This window comes from Brenneria salicis ATCC 15712 = DSM 30166 (genome assembly GCF_003315515.1).
Lineage (GTDB): Bacteria > Pseudomonadota > Gammaproteobacteria > Enterobacterales > Enterobacteriaceae > Brenneria > Brenneria salicis.
Window position 1 is genome coordinate 67910 of record NZ_QNRY01000002.1, and the last position, 12585, is coordinate 80494.

At 53.6% G+C, this 12585-nt stretch carries 13 protein-coding genes; 6 read left to right on the forward strand and 7 right to left on the reverse strand.

Annotated elements, in window-relative coordinates:
* The first annotated feature begins 116 nt into the window (after nt 1–116).
* Nucleotides 117–1043 (forward strand): LysR family transcriptional regulator, encoded by a 927-nt coding sequence (locus DES54_RS01875; RefSeq protein ID WP_113864928.1) that lies wholly within the window; start codon nt 117–119, stop codon nt 1041–1043.
* Between the two features lie 333 nt (nt 1044–1376).
* On the forward strand, nt 1377–1619 hold the full coding sequence (locus DES54_RS01880; RefSeq protein WP_113864929.1) for a DinI-like family protein: 243 nt from the start codon (nt 1377–1379) through the stop codon (nt 1617–1619).
* A 158-nt stretch (nt 1620–1777) separates the two neighbouring features.
* On the opposite strand, the gene DES54_RS01885 is transcribed toward DES54_RS01880, so the two are convergent.
* Genes DES54_RS01885 through DES54_RS01910 form a run of 6 tightly spaced genes read right to left on the reverse strand, consistent with a single transcriptional unit; the run spans nt 1778 to nt 6679 of the window.
* Complete coding sequence (locus tag DES54_RS01885; protein ID WP_113864930.1) at nt 1778–2539, reverse strand: SDR family oxidoreductase; 762 nt, start codon at nt 2537–2539, stop codon at nt 1778–1780.
* A gap of 34 nt (nt 2540–2573) precedes the next feature.
* Nucleotides 2574–2915, reverse strand: coding sequence for a cupin domain-containing protein (locus tag DES54_RS01890; RefSeq protein WP_169050416.1), 342 nt, complete (start codon nt 2913–2915; stop codon nt 2574–2576).
* 46 nt (nt 2916–2961) lie between these two features.
* Nucleotides 2962–4011, reverse strand: a complete 1050-nt coding sequence (locus tag DES54_RS01895) for an ABC transporter substrate-binding protein (RefSeq protein ID WP_113864932.1) — start codon at nt 4009–4011, stop codon at nt 2962–2964.
* Nucleotide 4012: 1 nt separating this feature from the next.
* Nucleotides 4013–4834 carry an ABC transporter permease gene (locus tag DES54_RS01900; protein WP_169050415.1) on the reverse strand — a complete coding sequence of 274 codons (822 nt, stop codon included), beginning with the start codon at nt 4832–4834 and terminating at the stop codon, nt 4013–4015.
* A complete protein-coding gene (locus tag DES54_RS01905) occupies nt 4827–5639 on the reverse strand; it encodes an ABC transporter ATP-binding protein (RefSeq protein ID WP_205680160.1) in 813 nt (270 codons plus the stop codon). The genes DES54_RS01900 and DES54_RS01905 overlap by 8 nt, the downstream gene beginning before the upstream one ends.
* Nucleotides 5636–6679: a carbon-nitrogen hydrolase family protein gene (locus DES54_RS01910; RefSeq protein WP_113864935.1), complete on the reverse strand. Its 1044-nt coding sequence runs from the start codon at nt 6677–6679 to the stop codon at nt 5636–5638. The genes DES54_RS01905 and DES54_RS01910 overlap by 4 nt, the downstream gene beginning before the upstream one ends.
* A 316-nt stretch (nt 6680–6995) precedes the next feature.
* Between DES54_RS01910 and DES54_RS01915 the strand changes: the two genes are divergently transcribed.
* The 3 genes from DES54_RS01915 (at nt 6996) to pspG (ending at nt 9703) form a co-directional block, all read left to right on the forward strand.
* Entirely contained in the window at nt 6996–7916 is a 921-nt protein-coding gene (locus tag DES54_RS01915; RefSeq protein ID WP_113864936.1) for a LysR family transcriptional regulator, read from the forward strand.
* Nucleotides 7917–8209: 293 nt separating this feature from the next.
* Nucleotides 8210–9208, forward strand: coding sequence for a tRNA dihydrouridine(20/20a) synthase DusA (dusA, locus tag DES54_RS01920; protein WP_338075469.1), 999 nt, complete (start codon nt 8210–8212; stop codon nt 9206–9208).
* 222 nt (nt 9209–9430) lie between these two features.
* Nucleotides 9431–9703 carry an envelope stress response protein PspG gene (gene pspG / locus DES54_RS01925; RefSeq protein WP_113864938.1) on the forward strand — a complete coding sequence of 91 codons (273 nt, stop codon included), beginning with the start codon at nt 9431–9433 and terminating at the stop codon, nt 9701–9703.
* A gap of 353 nt (nt 9704–10056) precedes the next feature.
* Here pspG and DES54_RS01930 read toward each other — a convergent pair whose 3' ends face one another.
* The gene (locus tag DES54_RS01930; protein ID WP_113864939.1) at nt 10057–11046 is read right to left on the reverse strand and encodes a quinone oxidoreductase; all 990 of its coding nucleotides are present in this window, start codon (nt 11044–11046) and stop codon (nt 10057–10059) included.
* Nucleotides 11047–11173: 127 nt separating this feature from the next.
* Here DES54_RS01930 and dnaB point away from each other — a divergent pair, with 127 nt between their 5' ends.
* Nucleotides 11174–12580, forward strand: coding sequence for a replicative DNA helicase (gene dnaB, locus DES54_RS01935; RefSeq protein WP_113864940.1), 1407 nt, complete (start codon nt 11174–11176; stop codon nt 12578–12580).
* Nucleotides 12581–12585: the final 5 nt, after the last annotated feature.

Below are 12585 nucleotides of genomic sequence, written 5' to 3' on the forward strand. Positions count from 1 at the left end.
GCGTTTGAAATTACCGATCCCCACTATAAAAATGACCATAATGATAAACAAATATCGTTTTAAGCAGAGTCTATTCATTTATGATATGGATAGAGGCTGTTGGCTAAGAGGACGACATGGCGGCGATATCACTGCGACACATTGAGATTTTCCATGCGGTCATGACTTCCGGCAATTTGACGGAAGCCGCTGCATTGTTGAACACCTCGCAGCCGACGGTCAGCCGGGAGTTGGCGCGGTTTGAAAAACTGATTCAAATAACCCTGTTTGAGCGAGTGCGAGGGCGGCTTTATCCCACGGCACAAGGATTGCAATTGTTTGAAGAGGTGCAGCGCTCTTACTACGGGCTGGACAGAATTATCAACGCCGCCCACGATATCCGCCGTTTTCAGCAGGCACAGCTTTCGGTCGCCTGTCTGCCGGTATTTTCCCAATCGCTGCTGCCTGAGGTGTGCAAACCGCTGCTGACCCGTTATCCTCAGCTTAGCCTGCACATCATTCCACAAGAGTCGCCGCTGCTCGAAGAGTGGCTTTCCGCCCAACGTCACGATCTGGGGCTGACGGAAACCAACATCACGCCTGCCGGTACAGAGCGGCAAACATTAATGTTGCTCAACGAAGTCTGCGTACTGCCCGCCGCACACCCTCTGGCGGCCAAAACCGTGCTGACGCCAGCCGATTTTACCGGCGAACCCTTCATCAGCCTGTCCAGTGCCGACAGCTATCGCCAACTGCTGGATAAACTGTTTCAGGAACAAAACATAGCGCGCCGCATGGTGCTGGAAACACACAACGCCGCCTCGGTCTGCGCCATGGTACGCGCCGGCGTCGGCCTTTCGATTGTCAATCCGCTGACCGCGCTGGACTATGCCGCTTCCGGTATTGCTGTGCGTCCTTTCAGTATTGATGTCCCTTTCACCGTCAGCCTGATTCGCCCGTTGCATCGCCCCGCCTCGGCGCTGGTGGATATGTTTATTCATCAGCTTAAGCAGTATGCCGCCGGCGTCCCATTGCGTTTACAGCAAGCGCTAGAGCAGCGATGAGCCGAATCGGGACAAGATTCGGCTTGTCATTTGAGCCGAAACTGCAACACGACATCTAATCGATTTGCTGACAAAAGCGTGTATTGAGAAATTACGCGGACAAGGCAAAAATACACGTTATCAAATCAGACGTCGCTGAGCAGATAAAATAAGAGGGACGCGGTAAAGCCGCATTATTAGCAAGTGCCAGGAATAAAATAGCCAGGAATAAAATAGCTTGTATTGGGGATGCCATAAGGGGGCTGATACGTTATATCTTGTAAAACCCCCTCATTGAACACTGATTGCATATACAGTATAAATACGTCTTTCATCCAGATAATGGTATCCACAATGTTTGTTGAACTGATTTACGATAAGCGCAATGTGAAAGAGATTCCCGGAGCGAACGATCTGATTTTGACCGAGCTAACCAAGAGAGTGCATCGCATGTTCCCTGACGCCAATGTGAAGGTTAAACCCATGCAGGCTAACGGGATTAACACCGACGCCAGTAAATCGGATAAGGCCATCCTGAACCGCCTGGTTGAAGAAATGTTTGATGATGCGAGCGAGTGGTTAATGCTGGCACACTAAAAAGTGAGAACGGTAAGCGCCAAGGGAGATGGCACCCCCGGTTCTCCTCCCCCAACTGACGCAAATGCTTCAACTCAGACGGAGGCGGCGAATCATAACCTTTTCATCGACACACCTCGGTTCGGGGGCGTTCACATCAGGGCCATAGCCCGTGTTGTTTATCGCGCGGTCCAGCCGCCGTCGACGAATAGCGTCGAACCGGTACAAAACGAGGCGGCGTCGCTTGCCAGGAACACCATCGCCGCCGCAATCTCATCCGCCGTGCCGAGACGCCCGACAAGCTGGCGATTCCGCAGTCCGTCCATCAACGCTTCCGGGTCATCGCTTTTCGCCATGATCTCCTGATAATACGGCGAATCCACCGTACCCACGCCGAGACAATTCACGCGGATATTCTGCCGCGTGTGATCGAGCGCCAGCGCGCGGGTCAGCGCGGCGACCGCGCCTTTGGAAGCCACATACGCGGCGCGGCTCTCTATGCCCACCACCGATACCGCCGAGGCGGTGTTGACGATGGCGCCATGCCCCTGCGCTATCATACAGGGCAGAGCATACTTGCAGCACAGGAATACCCCCTTAACATTAACCGCCATCAGGTCATCCCATTCCTGCTCGCTGGTTTCCAACACCGTGGCGGCAAAACCATAGCCGGCGTTGTTGACCAGGATATCGATGCGGCCGAAGGTCGCGACAGTAAAAGCCATCAATGCCTCGACCTCGGCCGCTTGCGCCACGTCAAGCGAAAACGGCCGGGCCATGCCGCCTGCGGCGGCGATCTCTCCCACTACCTGATAGGCGCGATCGGAGATCTTGTCGGCGACGATGACCGTAGCGCCTTCGCGGGCGAAACGAATGGCGGTGGCGCGTCCGATACCCGAACCCGCGCCGGTGACTACCGCGATTTTATCAGTTAATTGCATCATGAATTCCTCAGCCCCGCATAACGGGACAGGCTTATTTTTCGACTTTAATCCAATCATAGCCGCCCACGCCCTGTAACAGCAGAAACCTGGCTGGCGTATCACCCTGATTGGAAACTTCATGGTGGGTCTGAGGATCGACCCGCCAGCGCTCCCCTGGCGTCAGCGTGACGCAATCAGCGGGCAATTCCGTCGTGATGGTCAGCGTGCCAGCCAGAACAAAATAATGATCCGAACTGAGCTTGTGGTAATGCCAGGGGACTTTGTCCCCAGGCACCAGCGTGAAAACACGGGCCAGCACGTCGTCGGTCTTAAGCACGACCTCAATGCGCTCAACCTCATAGGCGGGGGACGCAGGCTTATTTTTAGCTGTCATAACGTCGGGCTCCTCTTCTGGCGGTTGCGAGGGTTGATACTCAGTTTTACTTGTCGAGCGCAGCTTCATCGAAGTCGTTAATCTGCGGCAAGAGAGCGGACGTATACATGCGCTCGTCCGGCACCGGCTCGGCAATCAGCCCTGCGTCGACCATGTACTGCATCGCCGCCGCCCAGGATTCGGGCGTATAGCTTCCCCACTGGCCGTTTTCCGGTTTCGGCCCGTATGACAAGAAGACCTTGAGTATACGTTCCTGCTCTTCTATCGCTTTTTCGGTATTGAGTCCGGGTGGTTTAGCATTAGGATATTCCTTGAAATAAGCCTCGATACATTTTCGGGTGTCGGCGGCGCAGGCAATCCGGCCTTTCGTCAGAGCGCGGGCAAGCGCCGTTGCCTGGGCTGGATTTTTTTGCAGATTGGCGCTGGTGGAAACAAGTCCCCAGGCGAAAACCTTGCTGATTTGCTCTGAACTGAGATAGCGGAAGGTTGCGCCGCGGTTATTAAAGCCGGCATAGATCAGCGCATCCTGCGCCAGCGCATCAACGTCGCCACGCTGGAGCGAGGCCAGCGCCGATGCGCCCGAACCGACGTCAATCAATTGGTAATCCTTATCCTTCGCCATACCCGCCGACTTCATGATGGCCTGAGTGGTATAGAACTGCACGGCCGAGAGCGAGAATACGCCAATCTTTTTGCCGCGCAGATCCTCCAGCGTTTTAATCGTACTGTCATCAAGCACCGCTAAAGGAAAGGGATTTTTGGTAATGAAACTATAAAAAAACTTCAGGTCGGCGCCTTTGGAATTGGCAATAATTACCCCGTCGGGCGGAAGCTGCGCATACACCCCGCCGCCGTTAATCAATTGCTGTATTACCACCATCGAGCCTTTCGTCAATGGCATATTCAACTCCAGCCCCTCCTGCACAAGGTAGCCATTGGCCTGCGCCATCGCCCAGGGAGCATAGCGCACATCGTAGGAGGCGATCGGCTGCATCACCGTTACCTTGGTCAGTTCCTGCGCCTGTAGTCCGTTAGCGGAACCCATCGCCGCGGCTACGGCGATCCATGAGAAAAAGCGTTTTGCGGTTTTATTCATCTTAATGTCCACCTCTGCGATCAACCCAATAGACTATCCTGCGCTCCAGAGCCATCAGAGACAGGCTTGCGATTAAACCGATAACGGTCAGAATGACCAGTACGGCAAATAACGTGGCGGTATCGAGATTAGAGCCCGCCTGGAGCAATACCACGCCCAGTCCGCTTTGCGCGCCGACGAATTCGGCGACGATGGCGCCGGTCAGCGCCAGTACCAGGCCGATATTCAACCCTGAACAAATTTGCGTGGCGGCGGAAGGCAAACGTACATAGATAAAGTTCTGCCAGCGGGTAGCGAGCAACGAACGCATCAGATCATTGCGCAGGGGATCTTGTACCGACAGGCCGGAGACGGTGCTCACCAACACCGGAAAGAAAACGTTAAGCACCACCACGAGCACTTTCGATTCAATGCCGAATCCCATCCACATGACGATTAACGGCGCCACCGCCACCTTGGGCAGGCATTGAATAATGGCGAAGTAGGGATACACAATACGGCCAAAACCCGTCCATTCCGTCATCAGGGTAGCGAAAAAAATGCCCAGGATGGCGCCGCCGAAAAATCCCGCGACCATTTCAAATACCGTGGTGGCAATATGTGGCCATAAGAATCCAGACGCCAGTCCGTTCCAGAGCGTAACGGCAATCTCAGAGGGCCGGGCGAGGATCAGCGGTGAAACCTCAAATACGTCCGCCAGCCACTGCCAGAGCAGGATGCACCCGACCGCAATCAGGAAACTGGCATAACCGCGACCATATTTTTTCAGGTGCAAACCTGCGGAATCAGGGGGCTGCGCGTCAATTGTCCGGGATTTAGTCATGATTGAAGGCCCCCTCGCTGGCGTCATTTTTGAAGTGCTGCCGCACGCGATCGCAGAGTTCGGCAAACCGCGGCGCCAGCATGGATCCCCGGCCACGCGGCCGGGGCAGATCGATATCGATGATTTCTTCAATGCGACCGGGACGCGCGCTCATTACTACCACACGATCGCCCAGCAGGACCGCCTCGCTGATGCCGTGCGTGATCAGCAGCACCGTACATTTGGACTGTTCGGCGATACGCGCCAAATCAAAATTCATCTGCTCGCGGGTTAATGCATCCAGAGCGCCAAAAGGCTCATCCATCAACAGCAGACGCGGTTCTTTCATCAACGCGCGGACAATACCGGCACGCTGACGCATCCCGCCGGAAAGGTTTTTAGGCGCCTGCGATGTAAAAGCGCCAAGCCCGACCTGTTTGAGCATTTCCATCGCTTTGTCATTGGCCTGCCGCATATCGCCGCCCGCCAACCGTACCGGCAATGTGACGTTTTGCAGGATATTGAGCCAGGGCAGCATCACGGCATCCTGAAAGACAATGGAAATATCCCTTCGTGGCCGCTCGATCTGCTGGTCATAAAAATGGACTGTGCCGGCACTCGGCGGCATCAGCCCCGCCGCAATCTGTAACAACGTGCTCTTACCGCAACCGGAAGGCCCCACCACAGAGACGAATTCCCCCTCAGCCAAGGCGAGATCCACATTGCTGAGCGCTAAAACGGGATCTTTTTTCCCAGAAGCATAACTGTGCCTGATATGACGGAAAGTAAGCGCAGACGGTGCCGGCGCATGGGCATTTGACATCATGGGATCTCCTGGCTGCTTTTCTTTTCAGGTAACATCTCAGCCGACTGGACAGGAGGCGGAACGGGATCATCCCAAGCCACAGGTTCCAGCCGCTCACGATTGACGCGCATGGAAAACACGTCAAACCGATTGTAATATCCCGATACATCGTGGAACTGCTTGGGTTCGATACAAGCGTCCAGATCGAAGACGGCATAAGCGATCCCCTCTTCGTCCGACAAACAGTCGCCGATGGCCTCGCCCCGCGGGTTAACGAACATGGTCGCGCCGCGCGGGGAGCGTTGCAAAATGTCCCGCGCCTGCGGATCGACGGCGCCAAGAAAATCAACCATATAGTCGTCCATATAGCCTGCGCAGATAACGCTGAAGGCTTTGGCTTCGAACGAATGAGCGCTGGCCCGCAAACGGTTTGCCGCGACATTGTCGAAGTTCACGCCGTCTCCCGGACGGCGGGTGGGCCATAACGCGGGCCAGGTGGATATATGGATTTGCTCGCTTTGGGCAATCAATGAATACCGGGCAAGAGGATTGGTATTTTCGCCACAAATCAGCGCGCCGATATTTCCAATGCGGGTTTCAGCCACTTTTAATCCGGCGCCATCGCCGGATGCCCAGATCATTTTTTCAAAAAAGGTCGGAACCAATTTACGGTGGTGATTAAGCACTACCCCTTCATCGGAAATAAGGACATTACTATTCCATAAACACGCGACGCTATGGCGGGAACGTTCGCTAAATCCCATTGAGACAAATACGCCACACTGTGTGGCCGCGTGTTTAATCATCTCAATCTCGGCACCGTCGGCATAAATACTTTCCTGCACCATATTCTGAAAAAGCGAATGGTTGTCAATCGGCGCCCGGAACGAGGCCCACACAGGGAAAGCCGGTATATAGGATTCAGGAAATACGATGAGTTTGGCGCCGTTGCGACTGGCTTCCTGAATAATAGCAATGGCTTTTTCAGTCGTTTTAATTTTATTTAGAAATACCGGTGCGATATGGGCTGCCGCAACTTTTATTATATTATTTGTCTTCATCGTAATTATTTCTCTATGAATGTTAGTCGGTATTTAGCAGACAGGTGATAGGTTTCATCTTAGCAAAGGGAAAATCGTGGTCACTTCGTTTATCTGCATATATCTTTGCATTTGTGCAAAGGTTTTTTTGCACCACCAATGAGCACCCGCCCCACCAGACAGCATCAAAACTTCCTCCCCACGCTCGGGAAACACAGTGATTCCAGAAGTCGGCAAAACCACAACGCGGATTTGAAAAATAAAGGGAATAACAACGGCGCTATCTTATACTGTCAAACAGAGGAGACTTCATTTACCGACAGGACCTGACACGACAATGCAACCGCAAGATCCCAACTGGAATGATTTACGCATCTTTCTTGAAGTGGCCCGCACAGGTAACTTGTCAAGGGCCGCCCGGCAGTTAAAAATTGACGTCTCGACCGTCAGTCGCCATATTGCGCATCTGGAAAAATGCCTGAATATGCCGGTATTCGAGCGGGATCCGACGGGATTAAAAATGACAGCCCGTGGACAGGCGTTGATAGCGCATATCGAAGCCATGGAATCTCATGCCATTTCCCTTAAGGGTGAAGCGGTGGCGCATGACCGCAAAATACCTGCTGGTTCGGTACGAATCGGCACGATGGAAGGGATCGCGTCTTTTTATCTTTCCGAGCAGTTTGTCGCGTTTAATCAGGTTTATCCGCAGGTTCATATCGAACTGGTGACATCGCCGCATCAGGTTTATGTCAATCGGCGAGAGGCTGATTTGTTCCTCAGCTTTTCTCCCTATGATGGGAAGGGGCTTGATATTATGCCGGTTGGCAAATTTTCCCTTTACCTCTACGCCGCTCCCGGTTATTTGCAGCAACATAAGCAACTATCTTCACCCGACGATCTGCGGCGTCACCTTTTTGTTTCCTACATTGACGATCTGGTGCAACTCGATTCGGTACGCTGGCTGACGCAAGCCGTTTCCGCCCCGCGTTTCGCCTACAATTCGAGCAGTATGGTGGCGCAGATGTTTTCTGCGGCGGCCGGAGCAGGCATCGTAATGTTGCCCGAATTCATGCGCGCCGAACGTTTCGGTCTGGTACGGGTATTGGGTCATGAGGTTAGCCAAAGCCGGATAATCTGGATGACGGTTCACCATGATTTGCAGTTTATGCCGAGGATCAAAGTCGTCACCCGTTTTTTGAGAGAAATCTTGACACGCGATTACCCTGCTCCGCCAGGGATTAAATACCCATTGTAAAGCGGGCGGTTGCGAATAAGATAGTGACACCAGGCGGTGTCCGGCAACCGCTTCAATACTAAATTCCGCCGCAAAAAACTGGCTGGCGCCCTCGCGTCTTACATCATGATATCGCCAATCCTGAATACTTACGGCTGAGCGCGCAGTGCCATCGGTACGTTGACACTTCTCTATGTTATAGTGCGCCATATTGATTTTTCGCCTTTCAGGTTCCCGTAAAATGGGATGCCGACAAAGCGGAAATATAAAAAATGCACCAAAATACAGCCACGAAAAAACCAGCCCAAACAAGCATGAATACAGATAATCCGCAAAAACACAGCCCCCAACGCTTCTCCGTCGCGCCGATGCTCGATTGGACCGATCGCCATTGCCGTTATTTTCTCCGCCAGTTGAGCCGTCATACTCTGCTGTATAGCGAAATGGTCACCACTGGCGCCATTATTCATGGCAAGGGCGACTATCTGGCTTATAGCGAGGAAGAACATCCGCTGGCATTGCAACTGGGCGGCAGCGACCCGGCGGCGCTGGCGCACTGCGCGCTTATGGCCGAACAGCGCGGTTATGATGAGGTGAATCTGAATGTCGGTTGCCCGTCTGATCGGGTGCAGAACGGTCGTTTCGGCGCCTGTCTGATGGGAGAAGCGGCGCTGGTGGCTGACTGTGTCAAAGCGATGAAAGATCGGGTATCGATCCCGGTTACGGTGAAAACGCGTATCGGCATTGACGATCATGACAGCTATGAGTTTCTGTGCGACTTTATTCACACCGTGGCCGATCGCGGCGGTTGCGATACGTTTATTGTCCATGCCCGCAAAGCCTGGCTGTCTGGGCTGAGCCCAAAAGAAAACCGCGAGATCCCGCCGCTGAATTACCCGCGCGTTTACCAGCTTAAACGTGATTTTCCCGCGCTGACGATCGCCATCAACGGCGGCATCAAAACGCTGGCGGAGGCGAAAACCCATTTGCACTATCTTAATGGCGTTATGGTGGGACGTGAGGCTTACCAAAACCCCGGCATTCTGGCGCAGGTGGATCACGAACTTTTCGGCGAACCGTCGGCCAGCCGGGATATCGTGGGCGTGGTGGAATCCATGTATCCCTACATTGAACGCGAGCTTTCGAACGGCGCGGCATTAGGGCACATAACCCGTCATATGCTCGGTCTGTTTCAGGGGGTGCCGGGTGCGCGCCAATGGCGGCGTTACCTGAGTGAAAATGCGCATAAACCAGGGGCGGATGCCGCCGTGGTCGAACGTGCGCTGGCATGGGTTAACCATTCCGCCCGTTGAAAAAGGCCAATAGTTAGTCTTTTTAACCAACCTCTCACCGAAAACTTTTTTACGTCACTGATAAATCAATAACTTATCAGTGACGCATTCTGGCACGATTCTTGTAACTCTCCCTGAGACGCAAAACGATATCGGTCATCGCGTTCTTAACAACCGCATGCATCACTGCGGCCTTCTATTTTTGGCGTTCAAAAAAAGATTTCGCGGCTACGGGAGCACACCATGTTGGAGATTTTCTTCGTTATAGGCTTTTTTATCATGCTGATGGTGACAGGCGTATCGCTGTTGGGTGTTATCGCGGCATTGTTTGTCGCTTCTCTTTTTATGCTGATTGGCGGACTGTTCGTCATGGCGATTGAAGTCCTGCCGTGGTTGCTGCTGGCGGTAGCGGCGGTATGGCTGTGGCGTCGGTGGCAGCGCAAACCGGCATACAATTCGCACCGCGATATGTACCGTAAATATGCTTACCGTAACCGCAGAAGTAACGAGTGGTAAGCCAGCAAGCGCACAGAATGCATTATGGATAGGGAAGCAAAACTGCCTTTAATGCAAAACTGTGCTCCAGCAGATATTTTTTTCTGATCGCTGCTGCTAGGATGTCGTCACTATTAGTTGTCTGTCTTGCCTGACACCCGGTTTTATCACTATCAGGAAAAACATCCGATAAAAAACAAACAATTAATGGCAACGGACAACACGATTTCATTACCGTCAGGAAAAATAATAGTCACACAGTGACACCTCCAGACGACTATCCCGCTGTACCCTACATACAGCCTGATGAAATTAGCGTAATGGCAAAGGCCTCCCATCGGGGGGCCTTCTGCTTTTTCAGATGCAGCGACGCATTACCGCCCCGGAATCAACAAACAGGAACCTTGTGTACGGCGGCTTTCCAACGCCTGATGCGCGCCCCGTGCATCGGACAGCGCAAACACTTGTTCAGGCGGCACATCCACCTTGATGGCGCCGCTGGCTAACAACGAGAACAATTCATTGCTGGCCTGATCCAATTCGGCACGATCCGTTACATAGCCAAACAGCGACGGTCGCGTCACATACAGCGAACCTTTCTGATTGAGGATACCCAAATTGACGCCGGTTACCGGCCCCGACGCATTGCCGAAGCTGACCATCAGTCCACGGCGGCGCAAGCTGTCCAGCGACGCTTCCCAGGTCGCTTTACCGACCGAATCATACACTACCGCGACCTTGTTGCCGTCGGTGAGTTCCGCGACGCGCTGGGCGATATTTTCCGTGCTGTAGTTAATCGTTGCCCAGGCGCCAGCCTGTTTCGCCCGTTGCGCTTTTTCATCGGAACCCACCGTACCAATCAATTTAGCGCCCAGCGCTTGCGCCCACTGACAAGCTATCAGTCCCACGCCGCCAGCCGCCGCATGGAACAGGAAAATTTCATTGGGTTTGATTTCATAGGTCTGACGCAACAGATAGTACACCGTCAATCCTTTCAGGAAAGACGCGGCGGCCTGCTCAAAGCTGATGGCGTCCGGCAGAAGAGCGACGCGCGGCTCGGCGACATTATGCACCTCGCTGTAGGCGCCCATGCCTGACTGCGCGTAAACCACGCGATCGCCGACCTTAAACGTACTGACGCCGGCGCCGACTTTGGTTACCACGCCCGCCGCTTCCGTACCCAACCCGGAAGGTAAATCCGGCACCGGATACAAGCCGCTGCGAATATAGGTGTCAATGAAATTGACGCCGATGGCGCGGTTCTCCACCTGAACCTCGCCGGCTGCCGGTTCACTGGGCGTGAAATCGTCATATTGCAGCACCTCTGGCCCGCCGTAGGCCCTGAACTGAACACGTTTTGCCATGTTATCTCCTTAACCGTGACGGATTCGTTGTCTCACTATAATACGTATTGCAGTGTGTCATTTCATGCATTCGGATATACAATGCCCCCTTAACCAATGACAAATCAACCGGTAAAGAACTCGCTTCATGGCAGAAAAAAGACCAACCAATAAATCGAATCAACCCCGTGACCGCCAAATGGAAGGGTTGAAGCTTCCGCCACACTCATTGGAAGCGGAACAATCGGTATTGGGTGGACTGATGCTCGATAATGAGCGCTGGGATAATGTGGCGGAACGGGTGGTTGCCAACGATTTCTATAATCGCGCCCACCGTCTGATCTTCGCCGAAATGCAGCGTCTGTTGGAAATGAACCGGCCAATCGACCTGATCACACTGTCTGAATCGCTGGAACAGAAAGGCGATCTCGAATCGGCCGGCGGTTTCGCCTATCTCGCGGAACTGGCGAAAAATACGCCCAGCGCCGCTAATATCGGCGCCTATGCCGATATTGTGCGGGAACGCGCCGTGGTGCGGGAAATGATTGCCGTCGCCAATGAAATTGCCGACGCGGGTTACGATCCGCAAGGGCGCAGCAGCGAAGACCTCCTCGATCTGGCGGAATCCCGCGTTTTCCAGATCGCCGAAAATCGCGCCAGTAAAGATGAGGGGCCGAAAAGCATCGACCGCATTCTGGAAGATACCGTTTCCCGTATCGAGCAGCTTTATCAGCGTCCCCATGACGGCGTCACCGGCGTGTCCACCGGCTATCAGGATCTGGACAAGAAAACCGCCGGTTTGCAGAAATCGGATCTGATTATCGTGGCGGCGCGTCCTTCGATGGGGAAAACCACCTTCGCCATGAACCTGTGCGAAAACGCCGCCATGATGCAGGATAAACCGGTGCTGATATTCAGTCTGGAGATGCCCGGCGAACAGATCATGATGCGTATGCTGGCGTCACTGTCCCGCGTCGATCAAACCCGTATTCGCACCGGTCAACTGGATGACGAAGACTGGGCGCGTATTTCCAGCACCATGGGACTTCTGCTGGAAAAACGCAATATGTACATTGATGACTCGTCCGGCCTGACGCCAACGGAAGTTCGCTCCCGCGCCCGTCGGGTCTTCCGCGAACATGACGGCTTGAGCCTGATTATGATCGACTACCTGCAATTAATGCGCGTGCCATCCCTGTCGGATAACCGCACCCTGGAAATTGCAGAAATATCCCGTTCGCTCAAAGCATTGGCAAAAGAATTGCAAGTCCCTGTTGTCGCGCTGTCCCAGCTTAACCGAGGTCTGGAACAACGCGCGGATAAACGGCCGGTAAACTCCGACCTGCGTGAATCCGGCTCCATCGAGCAGGATGCCGATCTGATAATGTTTATCTATCGTGATGAGGTTTATCATGAAAACAGTGACCTGAAGGGAATTGCGGAAATCATTTTAGGGAAACAGCGTAACGGCCCGATCGGATCGGTACGTTTAACCTTTAACGGGCAGTGGTCGCGCTTTGATAACTATGCCGGCCCACAATACGATGATGAATAGCGCAC

Coding starts and splice junctions, on each gene's coding strand:
- DES54_RS01895 (WP_113864932.1), bottom strand. CDS start 4,011: ATGAATAAAACCGCAAAACGCTTTTTCTCATGGATCGCCGTAGCCGCG.
- DES54_RS01875 (WP_113864928.1), top strand. CDS start 117: ATGGCGGCGATATCACTGCGACACATTGAGATTTTCCATGCGGTCATG.
- DES54_RS01890 (WP_169050416.1), bottom strand. CDS start 2,915: ATGACAGCTAAAAATAAGCCTGCGTCCCCCGCCTATGAGGTTGAGCGC.
- DES54_RS01915 (WP_113864936.1), top strand. CDS start 6,996: ATGCAACCGCAAGATCCCAACTGGAATGATTTACGCATCTTTCTTGAA.
- DES54_RS01885 (WP_113864930.1), bottom strand. CDS start 2,539: ATGCAATTAACTGATAAAATCGCGGTAGTCACCGGCGCGGGTTCGGGT.
- DES54_RS01880 (WP_113864929.1), top strand. CDS start 1,377: ATGTTTGTTGAACTGATTTACGATAAGCGCAATGTGAAAGAGATTCCC.
- DES54_RS01905 (WP_205680160.1), bottom strand. CDS start 5,639: ATGATGTCAAATGCCCATGCGCCGGCACCGTCTGCGCTTACTTTCCGT.
- dnaB (WP_113864940.1), top strand. CDS start 11,174: ATGGCAGAAAAAAGACCAACCAATAAATCGAATCAACCCCGTGACCGC.
- DES54_RS01900 (WP_169050415.1), bottom strand. CDS start 4,834: ATGACTAAATCCCGGACAATTGACGCGCAGCCCCCTGATTCCGCAGGT.
- DES54_RS01930 (WP_113864939.1), bottom strand. CDS start 11,046: ATGGCAAAACGTGTTCAGTTCAGGGCCTACGGCGGGCCAGAGGTGCTG.
- DES54_RS01910 (WP_113864935.1), bottom strand. CDS start 6,679: ATGAAGACAAATAATATAATAAAAGTTGCGGCAGCCCATATCGCACCG.
- dusA (WP_338075469.1), top strand. CDS start 8,210: ATGAATACAGATAATCCGCAAAAACACAGCCCCCAACGCTTCTCCGTC.
- pspG (WP_113864938.1), top strand. CDS start 9,431: ATGTTGGAGATTTTCTTCGTTATAGGCTTTTTTATCATGCTGATGGTG.